The organism is Ruegeria sp. HKCCD7255, from assembly GCF_013031565.1.
Taxonomy (GTDB): Bacteria; Pseudomonadota; Alphaproteobacteria; order Rhodobacterales; family Rhodobacteraceae; genus Ruegeria.
Genome location: NZ_WQAG01000002.1, coordinates 179,882 through 204,945, shown reverse-complemented (window position 1 = coordinate 204,945; position 25,064 = coordinate 179,882). Strand labels below are relative to the sequence as shown.

The window sequence follows — 25,064 nt, the reverse complement described above, 5'->3', positions numbered from 1 at the left end:
AATGGCAGCAAGAGCAAAATTTCTCTGCGACGCCGAACGCTGCATCGAGTGCAATGCCTGCGTCACCGCGTGCAAGAACGAGCACGAGGTACCGTGGGGCGTGAACCGCCGCAGGGTGGTGACGATCAATGACGGTGACCCGGGCGAACGCTCGATCTCGGTCGCTTGTATGCACTGTTCGGACGCGCCCTGCATGGCGGTGTGCCCGGTCGACTGCTTCTATCAGAACGAAGAAGGGGTTGTCCTGCACTCCAAGGACCTGTGCATTGGCTGTGGCTATTGCTTTTACGCGTGCCCGTTCGGCGCACCGCAATACCCGCAGGCGGGCAACTTCGGATCACGCGGCAAGATGGACAAATGTACCTTCTGCGCCGGTGGCCCCGAAGAAACGCACTCGACCGCAGAGTTCGCCAAATATGGTCGCAACCGGATCGCCGAGGGCAAACTGCCCATCTGCGCCGAGATGTGTTCGACCAAGGCTCTGCTTGCCGGTGACGGCGATGTGGTGTCAGCCGTCTATCGCGAGCGCGTCGTGGCGCGCGGCTTCGGTTCGGGCGCCTGGGGCTGGGGTACAGCCTACGACCAGAAAGACGGCTGAGCCCGTCCTATAAAGCAAAACGGATGACCCGCAGCCCTTGCGGGTCATCTGATCTTGGATTTTGACCGAGGTTCAGATGCTGCGCTTTCTCACTGCAATCCTGTTCACCCTTGGACTGACTCTTTCGGCTGCGGCCCAAACCACAGGGGATACAGCCGAACCCGATCGCGCACAGACTGGCGGCGCCACCACGCTTGAGGATATTCTGGCCCGACAGCGCGGCGAGAAGGTCGATAACAGCTATCGGTCCGAAAATACCGGACAGGGCAATGTCGAAGGTTTGCTGGGGCAGTTTGGCCCAAGCGGAGTAGCCTCGGACAGCGATGTCTATCGGCAACTGCGTTATGGATCGGCGGATGTGACCGTATCCTCTAATGGGCCGGCTGACAGTGTGCTGATTCAGGACGGTGGCATGTGGTGGTGGGCGTTCCGAACCGGGCCCCTGCGCGAATATGGCACCTACATCCTGGGCGGGATGCTGGCGATCATCATCCTGTTCTTTCTGCTGCGCGGGCGTATTCGCATTGATGGCGACAAAACCGGTCGCACGGTTACGCGGTTCAACAGTTTCGAACGATTTGGCCATTGGCTGTTTGCCGGATCGTTCCTGATCCTTGGCATCACCGGGCTGCTGACGCTCTATGGCCGCGACTTCCTGATCCCGCTTTTCGGTAAGGAAGGCTTCGCAACCATCGCGCAGGCCTGCAAATGGCTTCACAACAACCTGGCTTGGGCCTTCATGCTGGGCCTAATCATCGTCACCCTCAACTGGATCGCCCACAACATCCCCAACCGGACCGACCTGAAATGGCTGGCCGCTGGCGGCGGGCTATTCACCAAGGGCAGCCACCCGCCCGCCAGAAAGTTCAATGCCGGACAAAAGATTATCTTCTGGTCCTGCATCCTGTTGGGTATCTCAATCAGCTTGTCGGGCCTTTCGCTGCTGTTTCCGTTCGAACTGCCGATGTTTGCCAAGACCTTCGCAATCGCCAATTCCACCGGGATCCCGCAGATGTTCGGCCTGAACCTGCCGGTGCAGATGTCACCGCAAGAAGAGATGCAATACGCGCAGGTCTGGCACGTGATGGTGGCCTATGTGTTCATCGCCATCATCATCGCCCATATCTATCTCGGCTCGGTCGGAATGGAAGGCGCGTTTGACGCCATGGGCACCGGCGAGGTCGAGGAGCAATGGGCGCGCGAACACCATTCGTTGTGGCTGGAAGAGGTTCACGAAAAAGAGGCTGGCAAAGCCGCCACCTCGCCCGCTGAATAAATGCGCGGGCTGGTTCTGGCCTTTGCGCTGATCCCCCTGCCCGCCCTTGCAGAGTTCTTTACGCTCAAAGGCCATGGCGGGCCGATCATGGGCATCGCCACCGCACCTGATGGGCGCATCGCCACCGCCAGTTTCGACAATTCCGTTGCCATCTGGACCGATCAGGCACCCGAGTGGCTAGAGGGGCATGAAGCGGCGGTCAACGTCGTCGCGTTCAACGGCACAGCGCTTTATTCCGCAGGCGATGACTTCACCCTGCGCCAATGGCCCGGCGGCAAAGTTCTGGGGCAGCACAAAGGCAAGATCGTGGGGCTTGCTGCTTCGAAAACCCATGTGGCAACGGCCAGTTGGGACGGCTCGATTGGGCTTTGGCCCATCGACGGTTCAAGCCCGACAGTCTTGGGGCCCACAGGAGGCGGCGTGAACGCGGTGGTGTTCTCACCCGACGGAGACCTGCTTTATTCGGCCGGCATGGACGGGTCATTGCGCATCTGGGATATGGCATCCGGGTCCGAGCGCCAGCGCCTTGTCGAACACGGCTTTGGGATCAATGAATTGGTCCTGAATGCACAAGACAACTGGATTGCCTATGGCGCGGTCGATGGCGTCACCCGTATCCTTGACCTTTCCACCGGCGCAGAGCGCGACTTTACCCTGGACCGCCGCCCGATCCTGGCCCTGGCCCTCGGCCCGGACCGTCAAACATTGGCGGTGGGCGACGGCGAGGGATATATCATGCTGATCGACACGGTCGACTGGCGCATCACTCAGGATTTCCGCGCTACCCTGCGCGGCCCGGTCTGGGCTTTGGCCTTTTCGCCGGACGGGCAGAACATCCACGCGGGCGGCATCGACGAGGCGATGTATAGCTGGCCCATCGCCACTTTGGGCGAACAGGACCAGATGGCCGCCGCCGAGCCTAGTTTCCTCAAAGACCCGAACGCCATGAGCAATGGCGAGCGGCAGTTTGCACGCAAATGCTCGATCTGTCACAGCCTGACCCCCGACAACCAGCGCCGCGCGGGCCCGACTTTGCACGGGATCTTCGGGCGAAGGGCCGGGACGCTGCCGGGATATTTCTACTCGGATATCCTGCAAGACTCTGATATCATTTGGGATGAGATAACAATCGACGCGCTATTTGACGAAGGGCCGGACCACTATATCCCCGGCTCGAAGATGCCCATGCAACGCATCACCGAAGCACAAGACCGCGTTGATCTGATCGAGTTCCTGCGCCAGGCCACAGGCGCGCCATAGAAGACCAGAGGAGATCCATGAAAGCCTTTCTTGCCGCCGCTGCTGCAATGGTCGTGATCGCCTTCGCCGCGCCCGCCGTGCTGAACCAGATCGGCTTTAGCGCCGCCGACACAACATCCGGTCCTGCGGTGCGCCTGGACTGAATGTCACAATACCTGACCACCCGCGAACTGGCCGAATTGCTGCGAATTGGCGAGCGCAAAGCCTATGATCTGGCCTCGTCCGGCGAAGTGCCATGCGTCCGGGCAATGGGCAAGCTGTTGTTCCCAAGGGCCGAGATTATCGCCTGGCTCAACGCCTCACGGTCTGGCCCGCAGGTGGCCGAACCGCCGCTGCCGCCAATTGTGGCGGGCAGCCATGATCCGCTGTTGGATTGGGCGCTGCGGGAAAGCGGGTCGGGTCTTGCGACCTATTACGATGGCTCCTTTGACGGGCTGACCCGGCTGAAAGAGCGCAGCGCGCAGGCCGCGGCCCTGCATATCCACGAAGAGCATGGGTTCAACACACAATCGCTGCGCGACACGCTAGGTGAAGCGCCTGTGGTGCTGGTCGAACTAGCGCAGCGCCAACGGGGGTTTCTGCTGGCCGCAGGCCAAGACGCACCGTCCGGGTTTCACGACCTCAAATCCCGCCACATCATCCTTCGTCAGAACAGCGCCGCGAGCCAGCGCCTGTTCGAAAAACAGCTCACGGCCCATGGGCTGTCGCTCGATGATCTCAACACCCTGCCCGGTTGCGCCCGCACCGAAGAAGACCTGGCCGCGACCCTGCGCGATGGGAAGGCTGATATCGGTTTTGGTCTGGGGGCGTTGGCGCAATCTTACGGGCTGGAATTTGCCCCCACCCATACCGAGCGACTGGACCTTGCCATCTGGCGCCGCGCCTATTTCGACCCTCCGATGCAGCTGCTTCTTAGCTTTTTGCGCAGCGACAGGTTTCACGCACGCGCTGCTGAAATGGGCGGCTATGACCTGAGCGGTTTGGGCCAGGTTCACTTCAATGGAGCCAACGGATAAGGCTTCATCTTTTCAAGAATACGCGCGCCACAGGCCAATTCACTTTGCGTTCGGAAAGAAGAGCTGTTGGCCATCTAGCTGATAGGCTTCGATCGCGCTCTGCCCGTCCGGGCCGGTCAACCAGTCGATAAACCGCTGCCCGGCTGCGGCGCGCACACCTGAGTGCTTTTCGGGATTCACAAGGATCACGCCATATTGGTTGAACAAGGCCGGGTCGCCTTCGACAAGTATGTCCAAGTCCCCCCGATTGCCAAAGCTCAGCCACGTGGCCCGGTCAGTCAGCGCATAGGCTCCCATACCGCTTGCAATGTTCAATGTGGCCCCCATGCCCGACCCGGTTTCGCGATACCACGTCCCGGACGCATCCGTCGGGTCGATGCCCGTGCGCGCCCAGTGGCCAAGTTCGGCCTTATGCGTGCCACTGTCATCCCCGCGCGAGGCAAAGGGCGCTTGAGCCTCTGCCACTGCTGTTAGGGCAGCGACGATGTCATCCCCACCTTTTACCTGCGCCGGATCCGATTTCGGACCGACCAGGACAAAGTCGTTATACATGACATCAAACCGTTCGACCCCCCAACCGTCGGCGACAAAAGCTTCTTCTGCGGATTTCGAGTGCACAAGCAGCACATCCCCGTCGCCATTTCTTGCATTGCGGATTGCCTGCCCGGTGCCCACGGCTACCACCCGCACATCGATGCCGGTTTCAGCCTCGAACCCCGGCAGAATGAAATCGAGCAGCCCCGAATTCTGCGTTGAGGTGGTGGATTGCACGATGATGAACGGCGACTCGGCCCGGCTCTCGCCCGCTGTCACGGCAATAGCCACAAGGGCCGCTTTGATCATTGCGCGGATCATGTCATCTCCAAATGATTGAATCAGGTTACCAGCCCACCCGCCAAATAGCGGCGCGCAGCTTGCGTTATCGGTGCGTCCAACACCTGTTTGGCCGCTCCATGTTCGACCACGCGACCGCCCTGCATCATCACGATATCCGCCGCCAGACGCCGGGCCTGCCCGATATCATGTGTGACCATGACGATGCGCACCCCACGCGCCGAGGCGCGCCGGATCATCTGTTCGATCACCTGCGTGGCGCTTGGGTCCAATGCACTGGTGGGTTCGTCCAGAAACAGCGTTTCGGGATCCGTGGCCAGCGCCCGCAGAATGGCCAGCCGCTGCGCCTCACCCCCTGAAAGAGAACGCGCGGATTGACGGGCCTTGTCTTGCAAACCGCCTTCGGCCAAAAGTGCCGAGATCCGAGCCTTGCGGATCTCACGGCACAATCCCTGACGTTTTAGCACAAAGTCCAGATTCGCCGCGACCGAGCGGCGCAAGAGCACCGGTTGCTGAAACACCATCGCTTGGCGCGCCATGTGCTCTGCAGTCAGGACACCACCCCGATACAGCACCCGCCCCTGATCGGCTGAGATCAACCCGTGCAAGCACCGCAGCAGCAGGCTTTTACCGGCGCCATTGGGACCAAGGATCAGGGTCGGCCCGGGCCCGTCCAACTGAAGCGCTGCCACGTCCAGCAGAACCGAGCCTTTGCGTGCAAGCCGCAGCCCGCGTACCGCCAGCCCAGCCCCGGTTTCAGGTGCCAAGTCACGCATGACGCAACCCCTCCTGCTCGGCCCGCAAGGTTAAGGCGCTGACCATCGCGTTTACGGCCACCGCGATGCCGATCAGAATGGCACCAAGCGCCAGAGCCAGCGCCAGATTGCCCTTTGAGGTCTCAAGCGCGATGGTGGTGGTCATCACCCGCGTCACATGGTTGATGTTGCCGCCGACGATGATCACCGCCCCAACCTCGGCAATTGCGCGGCCAAACCCTGCCAGCAGAGCGGTCACCAGCGCCAGGCGCGCGTCCCACAACAGCACCGGCACCGAAGCCAGGCGCGACACGCCCAGCGATCGCAGTTGTTCCGCGTATTCCTCGGCCAGCATCTCGACCACTTGCCGGGACAAGGCGGCAATGATCGGTGTGACCAGAACCACCTGCGCGATGATCATCGCCGTGGGAGTATAGAGCAATTCCAGCACGCCAAGCGGGCCCGACCGCGACAGCATCAGATAGACCAACAGGCCCACGACCACGGGCGGCAAGCCCATCAGCGCGTTCATCAGGATGATCAAAGCCCGACGTCCGGGAAAGCGTGCAACTGCAAGCGCCGCGCCAATCGGCATCCCGATCAGCGCGGAAATCAACACCGCCAGGATCGACACCCGAAGAGACAGCATCACAATGGCCCACAGCTCTGCATCCCCTTGAAGGATCAGAGACACCGCCATTCTGAATTCTTCTGCAAACCCCTGCATGTTCTACCGAAACTTAACTATCTCGCAGTAAATGCGTCATTTGACAGTAGAATACGCCATCTCAATACGGTCAAGAGCCGTCTGGACACAAAAACGCGGCCCCAAACGGGGCCGCGTTTCATTCTTGGAAAAACAGCGTTTAGTTCAGCGCTGCATCCGTCACTTTATGGGTCCAGGCGCCTTCGGGCTTGGCAGTGATCACTGGATCAGAACCGCCCGCCAAAAGCGTATCAACGGTCCGTTCGAAATCCGCCGGATCCAGCGTTCCGTTCGAACCAGCAGTCAGCTTGGCGATCTCACCCATCATGCGTTTCTGGTGGGTTTCGGTCTGTGCGCCGGTTTCGTCATTGTCCAGAACGATCAGAGCAGCCTCGTCCGGGTTCTCTTCGGCGTATTTCCAGCCTTTCATCGAGGCCCGCACAAAACGCTCCATCTTGTCGACAAAGGCAGGATCGTCCAGGTTTTCTTCCAGCACATAAAGACCGTCTTCGAGCGTGGCCACGCCTTGATCTTCGTATTTGAAGGTCACCAGCTCGTCAGGGTTCACACCCGCATCAATCACCTGCCAGTATTCGTTATACGTCATGGTGCTGATGCAATCGGCCTGGCGCTGAAGCAACGGATCGACGTTAAAGCCCTGTTTCAAAACTTCGACACCGCTTTCGCTTTTGCCACCAGTGTCGATACCCAACTGGCTCATCCAGCTCATGAACGGGAATTCATTGCCAAAGAACCAGACGCCCAGGGTGCGGTTCTTGAGGTCTTCGGGCGAAGAAATGCCAGCGTCCTTCCAGCAGGTCAGCATCATGCCCGAGCTTTTGAAAGGCTGCGCAATGTTGACCAAAGGCAGGCCCTTTTCGCGCGCGGCCAGTGCCGCAGGCATCCATTCCACGGTCACGTCGGCCCCACCACCAGCGATCACCTGAGTGGGCGCAATGTCGGGTCCACCCGGCAGGATGGTGACGTCCAGTCCTTCTTCTTCGTAGAAACCTTTGTCCGCAGCGACATAATAGCCCGCAAACTGGGCCTGCGTGACCCATTTCAACTGCAGTGTCACTTCGTCTGCGGCCCAGGCAGAACTGGCGGCCAGACCAAAGGCGGCAACCGCCCCGCTGATTAGCTTATTCATCTTCATCTTCTCCTAGTTGAGTTTAGTGCCCCGCTTCCGGGATCTTTTGAATTTTGTTGTTAGCCTCGCTGCGACGGGTGCCAGAAGGTCACCGTTTTTTCGATCAATGCGACCAAACCGTAGAATACTGTGCCGGCCAACGCTGCCACGGCGATCTCGGCCCAGACCAGATCGATTTCCAGACTTCCCACGCCCGTCGAGATTCTGAACCCCATGCCCCGTGTCGGGGACCCAAAGTATTCAGCCACAATTGCGCCGATCAAAGCAAGGGTCGTTGCAATCTTCAACCCATTGAAGATAAACGGCATCGCGGCAGGAAGACGCAGTTTGACAAGCGTTTGCCAATAGCTGGCTGCATAAGTTCGCATCAGGTCGCGCTGCATCGCATCAGACTCGCGCAGGCCCTGCACCGTGTTGACCAGAATGGGGAAGAACACCATCACGACCACAACGGCGGCTTTGGATTGCCAGTCGAACCCGAACCAGCTGACCAGAATGGGTGCGATGCCAACGATGGGCAAAGCCGCCGCGAAATTCCCGATCGGCAACAAACCACGGGTCAAAAACGCTGAACGGTCAATGGCAATCGCACAGGCAAAGGCCGCAACGCATCCCATGAAAAAGCCGGTGAGCGCACCCTTGAAGACCGTTTGTTTGAAATCCTCCCACAGAATATGGGACGACCGGATAAACTCATCGGCGACGTCGGACGGTGGTGGCAGAATGACTGGTGAGACGTTCAGCCCGCGCACAATACCTTCCCATAGAACCAGCAAAGTCACACCGAACAACACCGGAACCAGCACGCGGGCACCACGGGTCTTGCGATATTTTGAAATCGCCAGCCGGTAGTTGGCCCACCAGGCCAAGCCCCAGAATAGCAACGAAACAGACAGCCAGGTCATGTGTTCATCCCCATGCGGCGTAACGCGATACGTTGCAGCAGATCCAGCAGCGTCACCAGAAGGCCCGCCAAAATCGCCGCGGCAAACAAAGCCGCCCAGATCGCCAGAGGCGTCCCAAATTGGTCACCGATCAAAATCCGCGCACCCAAACCCGAAACTGCCCCTGTTGGCAATTCTCCGACAATTGTTCCAACCAATGCTGCAGCGATCCCCACTTTGAGCGAGGTAAACAGATACGGTAAAGAAGACGGCAACCGCAGCTTGAAGAAACCCTGTGTTCCCGAAGCGTTATAGGTTTTCAGCAGGTCCAGTTGCGGCAGCGAGGGCGAGCGCAACCCTTTTACCATCCCGACCAGCACCGGGAAATAGCACAGATAGGCCGAGATAATCGCCTTGGGCACACCGCGCCCTTCGATCCCGACCTGAGAGCTAACGACAATGATCATTGGTGCAAGTGCAACAATGGGGATGGTCTGGCTGATGATGGCCCAGGGCATAAGGCTCATATCCGCCACGCGAGAATAGACAATCGCAACTGCCGCCAAAATCCCCAACGTGGTGCCCAGCAGGAACCCCCACAAGGTAGACTGCAGCGTGATCCCGGCATGATAAATAAGCGACCGTTTCGAAAACGCGCGCCCTTTTACCACCATTTCTCCAGTGGTCTTCCAAAGCTCCTGCGCAACTTGATCCGGCGCGGGTAAACGCGGACGGTCCAGCGCATACCCAGTCGAGATATGGCTTGGGTTTTTCGCCATCAGTACCCAGGTCGACGTCTCACGCCGGTCACGGGCGGTTTCGGGCGTCACAAGCTCTCCGGCACGTTCCGCCTGATCCAAGGCCACGCGAATGTTCATCGGCGCAACCGCTGCGTACCAAATCGCGACAATCGCGAACAACACGGTAAGAACTGCAAGGGCCTGCTTCATGCGTGCCACTCCATCCGATAGACCGGCACGGTATCCGGGGGTACTGGCGGTTCTTCTGCCGTCACTTCGAACCCTTCACGCAGGTAAAACCGTTGCGCAGATGTGTTTGGGATATGCGTCGTCAGCCACAGGAAATCACGATTTTCCTTGGCCTTATCCAAGAACACCTTGCCGATGCCCTGCCCGGTCCGGCGGCAATAGAGCGCGCCAATCTTCTTCTGGGCAGGATCGACGGACATGTAACAATCCACCGGATCACCGGCGACCCAGATCTCACGGCTGTCAAACGCGTCGCGGATCAGCCCGGCCAATTGCTCCACCGGCAGTTCGTCCGGCATCCAATCGGTCTCAGACGCCCAGGCATGAACAACCTTGGCGCAGGCCAACGTGTCTTCGTGCGTGGCGCGCCTGATCTGCGTGTCAGTCCTCATAGGAATGCCCTGCCCGCAGCCCGTCGCGTACCCGGTGCGCAACTTCGATAAACTCGGGCGTGTCGCGAATGTCCAAGGGCCGTTCTTTCGGCAAAGGGCTGTCGATCACATCTGTGATCCGCCCGGGCCGAGGGCTCATCACCACGATCTTGGTGCTTAGATACACCGCCTCGGGGATCGAATGGGTCACAAACCCGATGGTTTTTTCCGTCCGCGCCCAAAGCGCCAGAAGCTGTTCGTTCAAGTGATCACGCACGATCTCATCCAGCGCGCCAAACGGCTCATCCATAAGAAGGATATCCGCGTCAAACGCCAACGCCCGCGCGATACTGGCCCGCTGCTGCATCCCACCCGAGAGCTGCCAGGGGAATTTGGCACCAAACCCTTCAAGATCAACAAGTTCCAGGACCTTGCTCACCCGCTCATCCTGTTCCGCCGCAGAATAGCCCATGATCTCAAGCGGCAGTTTGATATTCTTGGAAATGGTCCGCCACGGATAAAGCCCCGCCGCCTGAAACACATAGCCATAGGCCCGCTTGCGCCGTGCCTCATCGGGTGTCATGCCATTGACCGTCAGCGAACCCCCGGTGGGCGTCTCCAGCGCTGCGACGCAACGCAGAAACGTCGTCTTTCCGCAGCCCGAGGGTCCGATAAAGCTGACAAAATCGCCCTTGTCGATGGTCAGGTTCACATCCTTGAGCGCGTGCACCGGCCCGTCATTGGTCTGAAACGTCAGATCCAGTTGTCGCGCCTCGACAACAGGCTGAGGTTGAGTTGCAGTATTCATTCCATCCCCTTGAAAACACGAAACGGTAGGCCGCCACACGGCGGCCCGCGTCGATCAAACGCCTGTCGCCGGAATACCCGACCGCTCTACCGGGCGCGGGGCTGTCAGTTCTTTCCATGTGCTCAGCGCTTTGTTCACATGCCCGTTCGGCTCTCGGGCCACAAACTCCCCGTGGCCTTCCTGTGTGCGGATTTCGCCATCATGCACAGCCACCTGGCCCCGGGTCAGCGTAAAGCGCGGCAAGCCTTTGACCTCTTTGCCTTCAAACACATTGTAGTCGATCGCTGATTGCTGCGTATCGGCGCTGATCACCTTGGTCTTTTCGGGATCCCAAACCACCAGATCGGCATCTGCGCCCACTAAAACCGCGCCTTTTTTCGGATAGCAATTCAGTATCTTGGCGATGTTTGTTGAAGTGACTGCCACAAACTCGTTCATGGTCAGACGGCCGGTGTTCACCCCATGAGTCCACAGCATCGGCATCCGGTCTTCCAACCCACCCGTACCATTGGGGATCTTGGTAAAATCCCCCACGCCATAGCGTTTCTGTTCGGTCGTAAAGGCGCAATGATCCGTGGCCACAACACTCAGCGTCCCCGAATGCAACCCATTCCACAGGCTGTCCTGATGCTGCTTGTTGCGGAACGGAGGGCTCATGACACGGCGCGCAGCATGATCCCAGTCCTGGTGGAAGTACTCGCTCTCATCCAGGGTCAGATGCTGGATCAACGGCTCACCCCACACCCGCTTGCCGTTCATCTTGGCCCGGCGAATAGCCTCATGCGCCTCTTCACAGGACGTATGCACCACATAAAGCGGCACACCGGCCATATCGGCGATCATGATCGCGCGGTTCGTGGCCTCACCCTCAACCTGCGGTGGACGGGAATAGGCATGCGCCTCGGGGCCTACATTGCCCTCGGCCAGCAGCTTGGCGCTCAGCTCGGCCACCACATCTCCATTCTCGGCATGGACCATCGCGATACCGCCCAGCTCGGCCAGCCGCTTGAACGAGGCAAAAAGCTCGTCATCATTCACCATCAACGCGCCTTTATAGGCCATGAAATGCTTGAATGTGTTGATGCCACGCGTCTCGATGACGGTCTTGATGTCGTCAAAGACCTGCTCGCCCCACCAGGTCACCGCCATATGAAAGGAATAGTCGCAATTGGCCCGCGTCGATTTGTTGTCCCAGCGTTTCAGCGCATCCAGCAGGCTCTCACCGGGGTTGGGCAGTGCAAAATCAACCACCATCGTGGTGCCACCGGCCAAGGCTGCCCGCGTGCCGCTTTCGAAATCATCGCTGGAATAGGTGCCCATAAAGGGCATCTCCAGATGGGTATGCGGATCGATCCCACCCGGCATGACATAACAGCCGTTGGCATCCAGCTCTTTGTCGCCCTTCAGATCCATCCCGATCTGGGTGATCACGCCACCTTCGACCAGAACATCGGCCTTATAGGACAAATCCGCTGTCACCACGGTTCCGTTCTTGATCACAGTGCTCATTTTACTCTCCCTTTCGCGGTCTGCGCCGCGTGCTTCTTCTGTTCAAAAACACCTCGGGGGAGTCGCCCAACGGGCGACGGGGGCAGCGCCCCCTAACCCACGATTTCAGCGGTCTCGACGACCGCATGAAACAGAACATCCGCCCCGGCAGCGGCCCAGTCCTTGCTGATCTCTTCCGCCTCATTATGGCTCAAGCCGTCGACGCAGGGGCACATCACCATCGCGGTGGGCGCGACCCGATTGATCCAGCAGGCATCATGCCCCGCGCCCGAGATGATATCGGTATGCGAATAGCCCAGCCGTTCAGCGGCGTTTCGCACAGCGCTCACGCAGGTTTCGTCAAACTTCACCGGATCAAAGCCGCCAACCTTTTCAAAAGCGATCTCGAGTCCCATCTCATTGACGATATCTTCTGCCGCCACCCGCAGGCGGTTCTCCATATCGGTGATCACCTCCAACTCGGGTGAGCGGAAATCGACGGTAAACACTGCCTTTCCTGGAATCACGTTGCGCGAGTTTGGAAACACATCGATATGCCCTGCCGCGCCGACCGCATGCGGCGCATGAGACCAGGCGATCTCATCCACTTTCTCCAGAATACGCGCCATGGCCAAACCGGCATTCTTGCGCATGGGCATCGGGGTTGATCCGGTATGCGCGTCCTTGCCGGTCACGGTGATCTGAGTCCAGCTGAGCCCCTGGCCATGGGTGACCACCCCAATATCCTTGCCTTCGGCTTCCAGGATGGGCCCTTGTTCGATATGCAGTTCAAAGAACGCATGCATCTTGCGCGTACCCACTTCCTCATCACCGCGCCAGCCGATCCGCTTCAGCTCATCGCCGAATTTCTTGCCCTCGGCATCTTCGCGGTCATAGGCCCAATCCTGCGTGTGCATCCCGGCAAACACGCCCGACGACAACATCGCCGGCGCATAGCGCGTCCCCTCTTCATTGGTCCAGTTGGTCGCAACGATCGGATGTTTGGTCTTGATGCCCAGATCGTTCAGCGTGCGGATCACTTCTAGCCCGCCCAGAACCCCCAGAACGCCGTCATATTTGCCGCCCGTCGGCTGGGTATCCAGGTGCGAGCCCACATAGACCGGCAGCGCCTCGGGATCGGTGCCTTCGCGGCGGGCAAACATGTTACCCATCTGATCCAACCCCATGGAACAGCCCGCCTCTTCACACCAGGTCTGAAACAGCGCGCGGCCTTCCGCATCTTCATCCGTCAGCGTCTGGCGATTGTTGCCACCAGCAACACCGGGGCCGATCTTTGCCATCGCCATCAGACTGTCCCACAGCCTGTCGCCATTAATCCTGAGGTTCTGCGCCGGAGCCGCCATAGTCATTTTCCCTGTCGCTTGCGATTAAGCTCGCTTTTTTCTGTCTTGATTTGACCATCTGGTCAAACTCAGGCTATCACGGGTTCAACACCAGTCAAGAAATTGCGTGGCGCAGCCCGAATTTTTAGCAGTGCAATCGCCAGATTGGCGCAAAATGAGACGACCAGAAAACATGCCGAAAGACCGCGCCCCAACCCGAATACAGAAAAAGAACCGCGCCATGATTCTGGACGCCGCTCTGAACGTGTTTTCCGCACATGGGTTCCGGGGTGCAACCGTAGATCAAATCGCCTCCGAGGCCGGGTTGAGCAAACCCAATCTGCTCTACTATTTCCCGTCGAAAGAGGCGATTCACACTGCGCTTTTGTCTGGCTTGCTCGAGGTCTGGCTGGCGCCCCTGCATGCGCTTGACGAAAACGGCGACCCGATGGAAGAGATTCTGGCCTATATCCAGCGCAAACTGCAAATGAGCCGCGAGTTGCCGCGCGAAAGCCGTCTGTTTGCCAATGAGTTGGTGCAGGGCGCACCGCGCATCCATTCAGCTTTGTCCGAAGACCTGAAAGCTCTGGTCGATTCCAAAGTCATCATCCTGACCCGCTGGATGGATCAGGGCAAAATCGCGCAGGTACACCCCTATCATCTGATCTTCTCGATCTGGGCCTTGACCCAGCACTATGCCGATTTCGACGTGCAGGTTCGCGCCATCCTGGGTGACGAAGACCCGTTTGAAGGCGCAGAGCCCTTTGTGGATCTGCTCTATCGCAAGCTTCTGACGCCATAAAAAAGGGCGGCGACCGCGACCAGCCCTCGCCCAAACAAATGACCCGTCATAGCCCCTGCCTTGGATTGCTGAGGTTTTGCATCCACGATCCTCTCAGATAATTCCTCGACAGGGCGTTCACTTGCAAATGCAGACCCTGAAGTCACTTCGATAAAGGTCGGCTCTGCGGACAAAGCCGCCGTTCGATGAAGAGCTCTTAAAGTCTGCTTTTTACCTATCCGCGAAGGACGAAAGGCATTTATCCAGCATGGTGTTCAGCTCAGACTGATCCAATTCGGACAGCCCTTCAACCAATTGCTTCTGAACAACAACGTGGTCTGATACGGCGGCGTCAATCTTTTCTATCCCGCTCGCTGTGAGCTTCACATGGACACTGCGCTTGTCCTCCGGGTTCGGGACACGCGCCACTAAGCCCTCCTTTTCAAGCTGGTCAATGCGGTTCGTCATTGTGCCTGACGTCACCATCATCGTCGCAAGCAGTTGGTTAGGCGACAGCGCATGGGGCGGCCCCGACCTCAGAAGCGTGGCCAACACATCAAAACTCGACGCGCTCAGCCCGTGTTTTACAAAGGTCTTGCCCATCTCTTCGCTGTAGAGAGCCGACAATCTGACCACCCTGCCAATCACGCCCATTGGTCCGGTGTCAATGTCTGGCCGCTGCTTTGCCCACTGCGCTCTGATCTCTTCAATATCGAACATGCTACAACACAGAATGGATTTTTATCTTGACGTCAAGCTATTTGCTTTTATCTCTACGTCGAGATAAATTGGAGATCCCGATGTCCCGCCCCTTTGATCTTGCCTTCACGGCGCTGGCCCCCCTTGTTTGGGGCAGCAGTTACATTGTCACCACACAGTTCCTGCCCAACCTTGATCCACTGACCGTATCTGTCCTGCGCGCTCTGCCCGCTGGCCTCCTTCTGTTGTGCCTAGTGCGCCAAGTCCCCCACGGTCACTGGGTCTGGAAGATGTTCGTTTTGGGCGCATTGAATTTCGCGATATTCTGGTCACTACTCTTCTTTACCGCATATCGTTTACCCGGCGGCGTCGCAGCTGTGATGGGGGCATTGCAGCCGTTTGTGGTCATCTTCGCATCGTGCTTCTTGCTCGGATCGCCAATAAAGGTGCTTTCACTGTTCGCAGTCGCGGCGGGCGCTGTTGGGGTTGCACTTCTCGTCCTGACACCCGAAGCGAAGCTGGATATGTGGGGGGTTGTTGCAGGTATTGCCGGGTCTGCATCCATGGCCTTCGGCACCGTGCTGAGCCGAAAATGGCAGCCACCGGTTAGCGCTCTGACCTTTACGAGTTGGCAATTGACGGCTGGCGGCTTGCTTTTGGTGCCCTTTGCTCCTTTTGCGCCAACGGATTGGTCGACGATAAGCGGAACGAACGTCTTAGGGCTAGCCTATTTGGGCCTTATCGGCGCGGCCCTGACATACATTATTTGGTTGCGCGGCATCCGTATCATCCAACCAACAGCGGCTTCGATACTGGGCCTTCTAAGTCCAATGAGTGCGGCTTTGCTCGGTTGGTTCTTTCTCAATGAAACGCTGAGTATTCCGCAAAGCATTGGAATGATTGTCGTCCTCCTGAGCGTGTTCGTTGGTCAATACGCTCTGAGATCGAAGCCAGTATCGACTAAGCCAACAGTGGCCGCGGTGCAGAAATCATGAAGTATGGGCTTGCAGCGAACATCCGACAAGGGTCGTCGGATGTTCGCGTCGGGAAACACAAGGTCTAGTCGTCTGCATCCTTTCGCGGCATTCTTTAACGCTTACCGCATGGGCTGGGCGTCAGCGACGCCCATCCCGATCCTTCCGGTCCCAATCATTCAGCCGCTTTGGCCATCGGATTGTTGGGATGCGTTGTCCAGTTGGCGTATTCGGGCTGAACCTCGCGCCCGGTACGTGGATCGATCTCTCCCGCAGCCATCGGCTCCATCGAGATGCAGCCCTCGACCGGGCAAACGTCAACACAGAGGTTACAGGCCACGCATTCCTCGTCGATCACTTCGAACACCCGATCTTCGGACATTGCAATCGCCTGGTGGCTGGTGTCCTCACAGGCCGCATAGCAGCGACCGCATTTGATGCACTGGTCCTGATCGATCTTGGCCTTGGCGATGTAGTTCAGGTTTAGATACTGCCAGTCGGTGACATTGGGCACCGCACGGCCAATGACCTCATCAACGCTGGAATAGCCCTTTTCGTCCATCCATTCCGACAGGCCTGCGGTCAGCTCATCAATGATCTTGAAGCCATAGGTCATCGCGGCGGTGCAAACCTGCACATTGCCACAACCCAGCGAGATGAACTCGGCCGCATCGCGCCACGTGGTCACGCCACCGATGCCCGAAATGGGCATACCGTGGGTGGCCGGATCCCGCGCGATCTCGGACACCATCGACAGCGCAATCGGTTTGACCGCCGGGCCGCAATAGCCTCCGTGGCTGCCTTTGCCGTCAATAGAGGGTTCGGGGCTGAACGTATCGAGATTGACGCTGGTGATCGAGTTGATCGTGTTGATCAGCGACACCGCATCCGCGCCACCATTTTTGGCCGCTGCTGCGGGTTTGCGAATATCGGTGATATTGGGTGTCAGCTTCACGATGACCGGGCGGTCATAGTACTTTTTGCACCACCGGGTCACCATCTCGATATATTCAGGCACCTGCCCAACGGCAGATCCCATGCCGCGTTCGCTCATCCCGTGGGGGCAGCCAAAGTTCAGCTCGATCCCATCCGCGCCGGTCTCCATCACCCGCGGCAGAATGGCTTTCCACGCCTCTTCCTCGCAGGGCACCATGATAGAAGCGATCAGCGCGCGATCAGGATAGTCGGACTTGACCCGGGCCATCTCTTCCAGGTTCACCTCAAGCGGGCGATCGGTGATCAACTCGATATTGTTGAGACCAAGCAACCGCCGATCTGCGCCGTAAATCGCGCCATAACGCGGGCCGTTTACGTTCACCACCGGAGGACCTTCGGCCCCCAGCGTTTTCCACACGACACCGCCCCAACCGGCCTCAAAGGCGCGGCGGACATTGTATTCCTTGTCCGTGGGCGGCGCCGAGGCCAGCCAGTACGGGTTCGGACTTGAAATTCCCAGAAAGTTCGTCGTCAAATCAGCCATTTATCCGGCCTCCCTGATGCGGTTCTGCATCTTCATCTTTTCACAAGCATTCATGGCGCAACCCATGTGTCACGCGGACAGGCTGGCATGGATGTCCACTGCGGCATCCCGGCCTTCGGCCACGGCGGTCACGGTCAGATCTTCGCCACCAGCGGCGCAATCGCCCCCGGCCCAAACCCCGGCCAGCGATGTCCGGCCAGCGCCCGTGACGGCAATCTTGTTGCCGTCCAGCTGCAACCCTTCTGGCGCGCCATCCAGGTTCTGGCCAATCGCCTTGAGGATCTGATCTGCGGGAACACGTATTGTTTCGCCTGTCCCCTTCAGGCTGCCGCCTTCGCTTGAGGTGTATTCCAGCTCAATCTCAACCGCTGCCCCGTTGCCATGCACGGCCACCGGCTGAACATTGGTCATGATCCGTACCCCGTGCGAAGCGGCCAGATCCTGTTCATAGCGGCTGGCACCCATGGCGTCGCGCCCACGCCGATAGGCGATGGTCACATGCTCGGCCCCCAGCAGCTTGGATTTCACCGCCGCGTCTACAGCGGTCATACCACCGCCGATCACCACGACATTGCGCCCTACCGGCAGGTTTGCCAGATCATCCGCCTGCCGCACATCCGAGATAAAGTCGACCGCGTGACGCACGCCGTCTTTTTCGGCCCCTTGCGCCCGCAGCGCGTTCACACCGGCCAGACCGATGGACAGGAACACGGCGTCATATGCATCCAGCAGCCCCTCCATCGACACGCCATTGCCCAGAGCGGACCCGGTCTCGATGGTGATGCCACCGATTTTCAGCAGCCAATCGACCTCGGCCTGCGCAAAATCATTGGTCGATTTATAGGCAGCAATACCGTATTCGTTCAGCCCGCCCGCCTTGGGCTTGCTTTCATGGATCACCACGTCATGGCCCAGCATGGCCAACCGGTGCGCACAAGCCAGACCCGCAGGTCCGGCGCCCACGACGGCAATGGTTTTCCCTGTGGGCGCGGCCCGTTCAAAGGGATGCTCATCCGCTGCCATCAATGTATCGGTGGCATAGCGCTGCAAGCGACCGATCTCGACCGGCTTGCCCTCGGCCGTCTCGCGCACGCAGGCTTCTTCGCACAAGGTTTCGGTCGGGCAGACCCGTGCGCACATGCCGCCCAGAATATTCTGGTCAAAGATCGTGCGCGCAGCGGATTGCGGTTGCGCGGCCTGAATCTGACGGATGAACAGCGGAATATCGATATCCGTTGGACAGGCCGTCACACATGGCGCGTCGTAACAGAAATAGCACCGATCTGCGGCCACAGCCGCCTCATGAGGCTGCAGCGGAGGATGCAGATCGCTGAAGTTCGATGTCAACTCATCGCTGGAAAGCCGCCCGGCAACGATGCCGGGTGCCATCTGGCCCTGTGCCATCACTCTACTCCCTGTAGATATGTTTGTTATGCGTTTCAGCTTGGCACAAAAAATTTTTTTATCAACTGGTAAAATTTATCATTTGGTCAAAAACCGCCAATCGACGCTCAGATTTGACCATCTCGCACCACATCCGAGTAAATTTGAGGCAAAACGTGTTTGGGCCCGGTTTTGCGATGTCCTGCCCCTAACGTCGACGCACGAAAACAAATTCCAGCAGCGCACTCAAACAGATCGGGTTTTGACGCATCTGACGCGTTGCTGTAATCCCGAACCCATTCGGGGCTTACGAGGCCCTCAGGCAAGAAAGTGCAGGCATGATGGCCAAGACCTCGAAGTTCAATGTTGTCATCATCGGGCAAAACAACCGCCTGCAATACGAGGCCCTTCTGTTCGCCGCCTCGCTGCGCCACAGTTCCCCCGGCTTTTCCGGTCGCCTATTGGTGGCGGTGCCGCAAACGGGCCCGCTTTGGCCGCAAGACCCAAGCATTCAGAACCCCAACGTGCTGAAAGCGCTGGATCAGTTGGGGGCTGAGATCGTGCCGTTTGACTCGCATGTCTTTGGCGCGAGCTATCCGCAAGGCAACAAGATCGAAGCGCTGCTGGCCCTGCCCGAAGATGAGCCGTTTATCCTGTTTGACAGCGATACGCTGATCACCGGTGAACTGGCAGATGTGCCCTTTGACTTCGACCGCCCCGGTGCGTCGCAAAAGGTCGAAGGCACCTGGCCACGCCCGACGCTTTATGGCCCGGGCTATGACGGGATCTGGCGCGCGCTTTATGACCGGTTCGGGCTGGACTTTGAGAGCTCCATTGACACCACCCAGCCGCAGGACTACTGGCGCCGGTTTCTCTATTTCAACGCAGGTTTTTTCTTTTACAAATGCCCCCGCCAATTCGGTGCGCGGTTTCTGGACTATGCCCGCACCATTCGTGACGAAGAGATCCCCGAACTCACCGGTCAGACCCTTGATCCTTGGCTGGATCAAGTTGCCCTGCCTTTGGTGATCCATTCCTTTGGCGGTGGCCGCGATGTTCTGCCCGATGGACTGCTGGATGGGTCGGTCAGCTGTCACTATCGCCTGTTCCCTTTGCTTTATGCGCGCGAAGCTGATCATGTGATCGACGTTCTGGAAACCGTCGCGGCCCCCAACAAGGTCAAGAAAGTGCTCAAGACCTATGACCCGATCAAGAAGCTGGTCATTCAGGGCAAAGGTGCCAAGATCCGCGAGTTGTTTGATCAGGACAACCTGCCCCAGCGCGAACAGGCCATTCGCAAGGCGATCAAGGCCAAGGGGTTGTGGCAGCGATAACCGGAGCGTTGTGCGGACGCGGTCAATGGCCTAGAGATTGATTAACGCTATAATCCAAAGGGAGATTTCAACATGTCAGACGGCCCGACTTACGGCTTTGATACGCTACAGATCCACGCAGGCGCCCGCCCGGACCCCGCGACCGGAGCCCGCCAGACACCGATCTATCAGACCACGGCTTATGTGTTCCGAGATGCCGATCACGCCGCAGCTTTGTTTAACCTGCAAGAGGTCGGCTTTATCTATTCCCGTCTGACCAACCCAACCGTAGCCGTCTTGCAAGAGCGTGTCGCGACGTTGGAAGGTGGCGTTGGTGCGGTGTGCTGTTCGTCCGGCCATGCGGCTCAGATCATGGCGCTGTTCCCGCTGATGGGGCCTGGCTGCAATGTCGTGGCCTCGACCCGGCTGTATGGTGGCACCGTCACGCAGTTCAGCCAGACCATCAAACGCTTTGGCTGGTCGGCGAAATTCGTGGATACCGACGATCTGGACGCTGTGAAAGCCGCGATTGACGACAACACCCGCGCGGTCTTCTGCGAATCCGTGGCCAATCCCGGTGGCTATGTCACCGATATCCGCGCGCTGGCCGATGTGGCTGATGCGGCGGGGATTCCGTTGATCGTCGACAATACCTCGGCCACGCCTTACCTGTGCCGCCCCATCGAGCAGGGTGCCACGCTGGTGGTTCATTCGACCACCAAATACCTGACCGGCAACGGCACTGTCACTGGCGGTTGCATCGTGGATTCTGGCAAGTTCGACTGGTCGGCCAATGACAAGTTCCCCTCGCTCAGCCAGCCCGAGCCCGCCTATCACGGCCTGAAATTCCATGAGACCTTTGGCCCGCTCGCCTTTACCTTCCACGGCATTGCCATCGGGTTGCGCGATCTTGGCATGACAATGAACCCGCAAGCGGCGCATTACACGCTGATGGGGATCGAGACGCTGAGCCTGCGGATGGAGCGTCATGTGGAGAACGCGCAGAAAATCGCGGCCTGGTTGGAGGCGGATGACCGGATCGACTATGTGACCTATGCGGGACTGCCCTCATCCCCCTATTACGACCGGGTGCAAAAGAACTATCCGCGCGGTGCCGGGGCGCTGTTCACCTTTGCGGTGAAGGGCGGTTATGACGCCTGTATCAAGCTGGTCAATGCGTTGGAAATCTTCAGCCATGTGGCCAATCTGGGCGACGCGCGGTCGTTGATCATCCACTCGGCCTCGACCACCCACCGACAGTTGACGCCAGAACAGCAAGAGGCCGCTGGGGCCGGTCCGGGCGTGGTGCGCGTGTCGATCGGGATCGAAGACGCTGACGATCTGATCGCCGATCTGGATCAGGCGCTGTCAAAAGCCAGCGCCTGACGGGACCATCGCGGGCGCGCAGCTTTGTGCGCCCGCGTTCAAGGTCATTGAGTTATTGCGAACTCCATCGACACGTTGACGGTCACCGAGATTTCGCCGCCTGCAATCGGCACACCGCTGTCTGCGGCCACGTTGAAGGCGCGCATTTCGGCCACTGGTCGGATACCCCCACCCTGTTCACGGATCATCTGCACCGGACCCAGCGACACATTCGCGGCCTGCGCCAATTGCTCGGCCTTGGCGGTGGCTTCGGCAACTGCTTTGGCGCGAGCTTCCGCCTCCAGCGGTTTAGGGTCCTGCACCCCAAAGCTGAGCCCGCCGAAATCATTTGCGCCGTCCTGGATCACCGCATCCATGATCTGCCCCAGCTGATCCAGATCACGCACCCGCACAAACAGACGGTTTGAGGCAACAAAGCCGGTGATTTCCGGTGTCTCGCCGCTTTGGTTCCGACCGCTCCAGACCGGAGAAAGCGACAAGTCGCGTGTCTGAACGTCGCGCGCTTCCAGCCCAAACGCCTCAAGTCGGCCCAGGATCTGCGCAATTGCATCCGATGTAGCCTGCATCGCAACCGAGGCTTGCGCGTCCTCATTCGTGACACCCAGCGTGATCGTCGCCATATCGGGCTCGGCCTGAATGGTTCCCGACGCGTCAACGGTGATGCGACGTTCTTCCGCAGCAGCGGGCATCGCAGAGACTGCGGCCGTCAACGCCGCCAAAAAAGCAAGTGTCTTCAAGGTGATCTCTCCTATGACTTCATCCTATAGATGGGGCGGCAAGACCTTGCCATACAAGAGCACGGTCGTGCTTTTCCTTTCCCTCGGCGGGTTCCTGCTCTAATCTCTGGCACCAGACGCCAAAGCGTTTGCATTGAAACTGATGTTTGTGGTTCCACCGGATTATGAAACCTGCCTTCGCGCTGACTTTTTCTGAAACCGGAATTTCCCTGCATCACCAATCCGATGGAGATTGGTATTGTATTGGCTCGGTCCCACTGGAATCAGCAGATCTGAATGCAGAAGTACGGGCGCTGCGTGACCGGGGATTCGCCATCGAAAACCACCTGGCCTGCACGCTCTTGTTACCGCAGCAACAAATCCGGTTTTTGACAGTCGACACGGGTGAACTGACCGACGAAGAAGCCCGGCAAAAAGTAAGGGAAACGCTTGAGACGGCGACGCCTTATGCGCTGGAGGAACTTGCCTATTCGACAATCGCAGATGGCGACGAGGTTCAGGTTGCCGCAGTAACCCGCAAGACCTTGGACGAGGCAAAGACATTTGCAACCGGCCATGGGTTCATTCCGCAATCTTTTGGTGTGAATGCGACAAACGAAGATTCCCCCACCGGACAGATCTTCGAATTTGACCTTGAGCAAGCTGCTCCCGAAACCTTGGACGAGGCAACAGAAGAACCCGAAGAACCGGCGCATCATCCAGATCTCGTCGCGACTGCGCAGCGTGTTCTGGGGCAGGTTTCCGGGACAGCAACAGCCTGGGCTGCGCAGTTCGATCTAAAACGGCATGGCCTCCCGGTTGCCGTGGCCTCGGTTGCGTTGGGTGTAGCGCTCGGAGCGTGGTCACTGGTTCGCACCGACAGTGCGGATGTGGACCCGCCTTCGATCCCCCCACAAATCGCGACGCCTGGAACGGCCGATTTTGAAGCGGGTCCATCCGCCGAAAACGTTGCATTGGCACCGCAAGCGTCAGAGGCTCCGGCGACACCCGTCTCGCCAATCGAGCCCAGCAGATTGGAACCCCCAGAACTGGCACTGTCCGAGCCAGAAGTTGCAGACGAACCCGTTCCAACCCAAAGCCCGCCGGACCTGGAAACCGCTGACGCAGTAACTGAAGAGGCGCAATCGGGGACGACGACTGGGACCCCAGCACTCAGCGCCACAGATGCCGCCATTCTCGAAGCGCTACAGACCCCGCCGGAAACGGTGCAACAGGTCGCACCCGCTGATGCACCGCAGGCACCAATTCTGGAATTCACAGGGGCTCTACCGGTTGCCCCCTCGCCTTTGATCGAGCCGGTCATTGAGCCCGAAACCGAGTTCTACTACAGCTCGGTGGCTCAACCTGTGATGTCATTTGATGCAGTCGCCCTGCCCGCTTTGGACAGTCTTGAAACGGATAAACCCTTCGATCAGGCAGAGCTGCCCAGCCAGCAAGGGCAACGGTTTGTGCTGGACGAACGCGGTTTGGTGACCCCCAGCGCTGAAGGAACGTTGAACCCGGGCGGTGTCATGGTCTTTGCCGGGCCGCCACAAAAGGTACCGCCGCGCCCACCGGTTCGGTTCGAAGCAGAGCCCGAAGCACCCGAGGCCGATCAAAGGCTGGCCAGCTATCGCCCGCGTGTGCGACCAGTTGATTTGCCCGAACGTTTTGAACGGCAGCAATATGGCGGACGTTTGCGTGATGAGCTTGCCGCGCTACGCCCCAAGGTTCGGCCTGCAGGTCTGCAGCCACCACCGCCGCCTCCAACGGTGGACGAAACACCCGAACTTGTGGCCACCATCAGTGTGCCGCGTCCCAAATCACGCCCCAGTAATATCGCCATTCAGGTGGCACAGCGCCCTGCCGCCTCCGGCGCGTCGCTTGGGTCGACAGCCAATGTCAACAACGACACAGACGAAGCAGGCTCGGTCGCGCCGCGATCGGTCACGCCTAAAATACCGACGACTGCCTCGGTTGCACGGCAAGCCACAATCGACAACGCGATCAATCTGCGTCAGCTCAACCTGATTGGGGTCTATGGCACGCCCTCGAACCGCCGTGCCCTGGTGCGCCTGCCCAGCGGTCGTTACAAGAAGTTGAAAGTGGGCGACAGGCTGGATGGTGGCAATGTTGTCGCGATTGGAGAAAGCGAGTTGCGATACCAGAAGCGCGGCCGCAATCTGACATTGAAGATCCCAAGCGGTTGACCCAGCGGTCAAGGATACGGATCTGCCTTTTCCAGCATCGCCGCAATCGCGCCAAGCCAAACACGCGCAAGCAAGACGCGGAGGCCGACAGACCCTGTATCTATCCTTGCTGTTCCGCTAGCCTTGTCCCATGCGCGTTTGCCGCATGAAACCGGACCGAGATGGAATTTTAGTGCACATGCTCGATGATACCGACACACGACTGTTATCTGCCCTGCAAAAGGACGCGCATCTCACCGCTCAGCAATTGGGAGAGATCCTAAATCTCTCTGCCAGTCAGGCGGGGCGCAGACGGCAGCGGCTTGAGGCCGACGGCTTTATCACCGGCTATACCGCAAGGCTGGATCCGGTGAAACTGGGCCTTCAGGTTCAGGGCTTTATCCAAGTCCATCTCAGCACCCACGGCCCCGAACAATCCGCAAGCTTTGCTCGCATGGTCAACGCCCGCCCCGAGATCAGCAGCGCCTGGACGATGACCGGTGAGGCCGATTATCTGCTTCACGTCTATTGTGACGACTTGTCAGCGCTCAATCGCTTGCTTCACGAGGTGATCCTGCCGCATCCTGCTGTTGCACGGGTTCAGAGCCAGATCGTCATGGATCAGCTCAAACGCGACGCCCCATTGCCCACCTGAGGGCCCAGGA

25 protein-coding genes are annotated in these 25,064 nt (G+C 58.8%); 11 read left to right on the top strand and 14 right to left on the bottom strand.

Going from position 1 to position 25,064, the window contains the following annotated elements:
• Window position 1: 1 nt before the first annotated feature.
• The 5 genes from fdh3B (at window position 2) to GOX45_RS04745 (ending at window position 4,150) form a co-directional block, all read left to right on the top strand.
• Window positions 2–598 carry a formate dehydrogenase FDH3 subunit beta gene (gene fdh3B / locus GOX45_RS04760; protein WP_170792313.1) on the top strand — a complete coding sequence of 199 codons (597 nt, stop codon included), beginning with the start codon at window positions 2–4 and terminating at the stop codon, window positions 596–598.
• 76 nt (window positions 599–674) lie between these two features.
• Window positions 675–1,874, top strand: coding sequence for a formate dehydrogenase subunit gamma (locus GOX45_RS04755; RefSeq protein ID WP_171098529.1), 1,200 nt, complete (start codon window positions 675–677; stop codon window positions 1,872–1,874).
• Window positions 1,875–3,134 carry a c-type cytochrome gene (locus GOX45_RS04750; protein ID WP_171098527.1) on the top strand — a complete coding sequence of 420 codons (1,260 nt, stop codon included), beginning with the start codon at window positions 1,875–1,877 and terminating at the stop codon, window positions 3,132–3,134.
• A 17-nt stretch (window positions 3,135–3,151) separates the two neighbouring features.
• On the top strand, window positions 3,152–3,277 hold the full coding sequence (locus tag GOX45_RS22195) for a hypothetical protein (protein WP_256367816.1): 126 nt from the start codon (window positions 3,152–3,154) through the stop codon (window positions 3,275–3,277).
• A complete protein-coding gene (locus GOX45_RS04745; protein WP_171098525.1) occupies window positions 3,278–4,150 on the top strand; it encodes a helix-turn-helix transcriptional regulator in 873 nt (290 codons plus the stop codon). It abuts the gene before it with no gap.
• Window positions 4,151–4,189: 39 nt separating this feature from the next.
• Here the strand turns inward: GOX45_RS04745 and GOX45_RS04740 are convergent, their stop codons facing one another.
• The 10 genes from GOX45_RS04740 to GOX45_RS04695 all read right to left on the bottom strand — a co-directional run bounded on the left by GOX45_RS04740 (window position 4,190) and on the right by GOX45_RS04695 (window position 13,499).
• Complete coding sequence (locus tag GOX45_RS04740; RefSeq protein ID WP_171098524.1) at window positions 4,190–5,005, bottom strand: substrate-binding domain-containing protein; 816 nt, start codon at window positions 5,003–5,005, stop codon at window positions 4,190–4,192.
• A gap of 20 nt (window positions 5,006–5,025) precedes the next feature.
• Window positions 5,026–5,760: an ATP-binding cassette domain-containing protein gene (locus tag GOX45_RS04735; RefSeq protein ID WP_171098522.1), complete on the bottom strand. Its 735-nt coding sequence runs from the start codon at window positions 5,758–5,760 to the stop codon at window positions 5,026–5,028.
• Window positions 5,753–6,466 (bottom strand): ABC transporter permease, encoded by a 714-nt coding sequence (locus tag GOX45_RS04730; protein ID WP_171098520.1) that lies wholly within the window; start codon window positions 6,464–6,466, stop codon window positions 5,753–5,755. Before GOX45_RS04730 ends, GOX45_RS04735 begins: the two co-directional genes overlap by 8 nt.
• A gap of 139 nt (window positions 6,467–6,605) precedes the next feature.
• Window positions 6,606–7,595, bottom strand: coding sequence for an ABC transporter substrate-binding protein (locus GOX45_RS04725; RefSeq protein WP_171098519.1), 990 nt, complete (start codon window positions 7,593–7,595; stop codon window positions 6,606–6,608).
• 59 nt (window positions 7,596–7,654) lie between these two features.
• Window positions 7,655–8,500: an ABC transporter permease gene (locus GOX45_RS04720; RefSeq protein WP_171098516.1), complete on the bottom strand. Its 846-nt coding sequence runs from the start codon at window positions 8,498–8,500 to the stop codon at window positions 7,655–7,657.
• Window positions 8,497–9,429, bottom strand: a complete 933-nt coding sequence (locus tag GOX45_RS04715; RefSeq protein ID WP_171098514.1) for an ABC transporter permease — start codon at window positions 9,427–9,429, stop codon at window positions 8,497–8,499. The genes GOX45_RS04720 and GOX45_RS04715 overlap by 4 nt, the downstream gene beginning before the upstream one ends.
• Entirely contained in the window at window positions 9,426–9,860 is a 435-nt protein-coding gene (locus GOX45_RS04710) for a GNAT family N-acetyltransferase (protein WP_171098513.1), read from the bottom strand. The genes GOX45_RS04715 and GOX45_RS04710 overlap by 4 nt, the downstream gene beginning before the upstream one ends.
• On the bottom strand, window positions 9,850–10,647 hold the full coding sequence (locus tag GOX45_RS04705; RefSeq protein WP_171098511.1) for an ABC transporter ATP-binding protein: 798 nt from the start codon (window positions 10,645–10,647) through the stop codon (window positions 9,850–9,852). The genes GOX45_RS04710 and GOX45_RS04705 overlap by 11 nt, the downstream gene beginning before the upstream one ends.
• Before the next feature lie 54 nt (window positions 10,648–10,701).
• Window positions 10,702–12,156 (bottom strand): dihydropyrimidinase, encoded by a 1,455-nt coding sequence (gene hydA, locus GOX45_RS04700; RefSeq protein WP_171098509.1) that lies wholly within the window; start codon window positions 12,154–12,156, stop codon window positions 10,702–10,704.
• A gap of 92 nt (window positions 12,157–12,248) precedes the next feature.
• On the bottom strand, window positions 12,249–13,499 hold the full coding sequence (locus tag GOX45_RS04695) for a Zn-dependent hydrolase (protein WP_171098507.1): 1,251 nt from the start codon (window positions 13,497–13,499) through the stop codon (window positions 12,249–12,251).
• Between the two features lie 172 nt (window positions 13,500–13,671).
• On the opposite strand from GOX45_RS04695, the gene GOX45_RS04690 reads away from it, so the two are divergent.
• Window positions 13,672–14,280, top strand: a complete 609-nt coding sequence (locus GOX45_RS04690; RefSeq protein WP_171099246.1) for a TetR family transcriptional regulator C-terminal domain-containing protein — start codon at window positions 13,672–13,674, stop codon at window positions 14,278–14,280.
• A 210-nt stretch (window positions 14,281–14,490) separates the two neighbouring features.
• On the opposite strand, the gene GOX45_RS04685 is transcribed toward GOX45_RS04690, so the two are convergent.
• Entirely contained in the window at window positions 14,491–14,979 is a 489-nt protein-coding gene (locus tag GOX45_RS04685; RefSeq protein ID WP_171098505.1) for a MarR family winged helix-turn-helix transcriptional regulator, read from the bottom strand.
• A gap of 80 nt (window positions 14,980–15,059) precedes the next feature.
• Between GOX45_RS04685 and GOX45_RS04680 the strand changes: the two genes are divergently transcribed.
• Window positions 15,060–15,953: an EamA family transporter gene (locus GOX45_RS04680; RefSeq protein WP_171098504.1), complete on the top strand. Its 894-nt coding sequence runs from the start codon at window positions 15,060–15,062 to the stop codon at window positions 15,951–15,953.
• A gap of 154 nt (window positions 15,954–16,107) precedes the next feature.
• Here GOX45_RS04680 and preA read toward each other — a convergent pair whose 3' ends face one another.
• On the bottom strand, window positions 16,108–17,412 hold the full coding sequence (preA, locus tag GOX45_RS04675) for an NAD-dependent dihydropyrimidine dehydrogenase subunit PreA (RefSeq protein WP_171098502.1): 1,305 nt from the start codon (window positions 17,410–17,412) through the stop codon (window positions 16,108–16,110).
• Between the two features lie 69 nt (window positions 17,413–17,481).
• Window positions 17,482–18,816 carry an NAD(P)-dependent oxidoreductase gene (locus tag GOX45_RS04670; protein WP_171098500.1) on the bottom strand — a complete coding sequence of 445 codons (1,335 nt, stop codon included), beginning with the start codon at window positions 18,814–18,816 and terminating at the stop codon, window positions 17,482–17,484.
• Window positions 18,817–19,133: 317 nt separating this feature from the next.
• Here GOX45_RS04670 and GOX45_RS04665 point away from each other — a divergent pair, with 317 nt between their 5' ends.
• Together GOX45_RS04665 and GOX45_RS04660 are read left to right on the top strand one after the other, a co-directional pair.
• Window positions 19,134–20,129, top strand: coding sequence for a hypothetical protein (locus GOX45_RS04665; protein WP_371808952.1), 996 nt, complete (start codon window positions 19,134–19,136; stop codon window positions 20,127–20,129).
• 72 nt (window positions 20,130–20,201) lie between these two features.
• Complete coding sequence (locus GOX45_RS04660) at window positions 20,202–21,494, top strand: O-acetylhomoserine aminocarboxypropyltransferase/cysteine synthase family protein (RefSeq protein WP_171098497.1); 1,293 nt, start codon at window positions 20,202–20,204, stop codon at window positions 21,492–21,494.
• Between the two features lie 44 nt (window positions 21,495–21,538).
• On the opposite strand, the gene GOX45_RS04655 is transcribed toward GOX45_RS04660, so the two are convergent.
• Window positions 21,539–22,231, bottom strand: a complete 693-nt coding sequence (locus GOX45_RS04655) for an SIMPL domain-containing protein (RefSeq protein WP_171098495.1) — start codon at window positions 22,229–22,231, stop codon at window positions 21,539–21,541.
• A gap of 164 nt (window positions 22,232–22,395) precedes the next feature.
• On the opposite strand from GOX45_RS04655, the gene GOX45_RS04650 reads away from it, so the two are divergent.
• Together GOX45_RS04650 and GOX45_RS04645 are read left to right on the top strand one after the other, a co-directional pair.
• Complete coding sequence (locus tag GOX45_RS04650; RefSeq protein WP_171098492.1) at window positions 22,396–24,420, top strand: hypothetical protein; 2,025 nt, start codon at window positions 22,396–22,398, stop codon at window positions 24,418–24,420.
• A 178-nt stretch (window positions 24,421–24,598) separates the two neighbouring features.
• The gene (locus GOX45_RS04645; RefSeq protein ID WP_171098490.1) at window positions 24,599–25,054 is read left to right on the top strand and encodes an Lrp/AsnC family transcriptional regulator; all 456 of its coding nucleotides are present in this window, start codon (window positions 24,599–24,601) and stop codon (window positions 25,052–25,054) included.
• The last annotated feature ends 10 nt before the right edge of the window (window positions 25,055–25,064 follow it).

Coding starts and splice junctions, on each gene's coding strand:
- GOX45_RS04710 (WP_171098513.1), bottom strand. CDS start 9,860: ATGAGGACTGACACGCAGATCAGGCGCGCCACGCACGAAGACACGTTG.
- GOX45_RS04650 (WP_171098492.1), top strand. CDS start 22,396: ATGAAACCTGCCTTCGCGCTGACTTTTTCTGAAACCGGAATTTCCCTG.
- preA (WP_171098502.1), bottom strand. CDS start 17,412: ATGGCTGATTTGACGACGAACTTTCTGGGAATTTCAAGTCCGAACCCG.
- GOX45_RS04735 (WP_171098522.1), bottom strand. CDS start 5,760: ATGCGTGACTTGGCACCTGAAACCGGGGCTGGGCTGGCGGTACGCGGG.
- GOX45_RS04660 (WP_171098497.1), top strand. CDS start 20,202: ATGTCAGACGGCCCGACTTACGGCTTTGATACGCTACAGATCCACGCA.
- GOX45_RS04730 (WP_171098520.1), bottom strand. CDS start 6,466: ATGCAGGGGTTTGCAGAAGAATTCAGAATGGCGGTGTCTCTGATCCTT.
- GOX45_RS04695 (WP_171098507.1), bottom strand. CDS start 13,499: ATGGCGGCTCCGGCGCAGAACCTCAGGATTAATGGCGACAGGCTGTGG.
- GOX45_RS04740 (WP_171098524.1), bottom strand. CDS start 5,005: ATGATCCGCGCAATGATCAAAGCGGCCCTTGTGGCTATTGCCGTGACA.
- GOX45_RS04645 (WP_171098490.1), top strand. CDS start 24,599: ATGCTCGATGATACCGACACACGACTGTTATCTGCCCTGCAAAAGGAC.
- GOX45_RS04715 (WP_171098514.1), bottom strand. CDS start 9,429: ATGAAGCAGGCCCTTGCAGTTCTTACCGTGTTGTTCGCGATTGTCGCG.
- GOX45_RS04750 (WP_171098527.1), top strand. CDS start 1,875: ATGCGCGGGCTGGTTCTGGCCTTTGCGCTGATCCCCCTGCCCGCCCTT.
- fdh3B (WP_170792313.1), top strand. CDS start 2: ATGGCAGCAAGAGCAAAATTTCTCTGCGACGCCGAACGCTGCATCGAG.
- GOX45_RS22195 (WP_256367816.1), top strand. CDS start 3,152: ATGAAAGCCTTTCTTGCCGCCGCTGCTGCAATGGTCGTGATCGCCTTC.
- GOX45_RS04690 (WP_171099246.1), top strand. CDS start 13,672: ATGCCGAAAGACCGCGCCCCAACCCGAATACAGAAAAAGAACCGCGCC.
- GOX45_RS04745 (WP_171098525.1), top strand. CDS start 3,278: ATGTCACAATACCTGACCACCCGCGAACTGGCCGAATTGCTGCGAATT.
- GOX45_RS04755 (WP_171098529.1), top strand. CDS start 675: ATGCTGCGCTTTCTCACTGCAATCCTGTTCACCCTTGGACTGACTCTT.
- GOX45_RS04670 (WP_171098500.1), bottom strand. CDS start 18,816: ATGGCACAGGGCCAGATGGCACCCGGCATCGTTGCCGGGCGGCTTTCC.
- GOX45_RS04720 (WP_171098516.1), bottom strand. CDS start 8,500: ATGACCTGGCTGTCTGTTTCGTTGCTATTCTGGGGCTTGGCCTGGTGG.
- GOX45_RS04705 (WP_171098511.1), bottom strand. CDS start 10,647: ATGAATACTGCAACTCAACCTCAGCCTGTTGTCGAGGCGCGACAACTG.
- GOX45_RS04725 (WP_171098519.1), bottom strand. CDS start 7,595: ATGAATAAGCTAATCAGCGGGGCGGTTGCCGCCTTTGGTCTGGCCGCC.
- GOX45_RS04685 (WP_171098505.1), bottom strand. CDS start 14,979: ATGTTCGATATTGAAGAGATCAGAGCGCAGTGGGCAAAGCAGCGGCCA.
- hydA (WP_171098509.1), bottom strand. CDS start 12,156: ATGAGCACTGTGATCAAGAACGGAACCGTGGTGACAGCGGATTTGTCC.
- GOX45_RS04680 (WP_171098504.1), top strand. CDS start 15,060: ATGTCCCGCCCCTTTGATCTTGCCTTCACGGCGCTGGCCCCCCTTGTT.
- GOX45_RS04665 (WP_371808952.1), top strand. CDS start 19,134: ATGATGGCCAAGACCTCGAAGTTCAATGTTGTCATCATCGGGCAAAAC.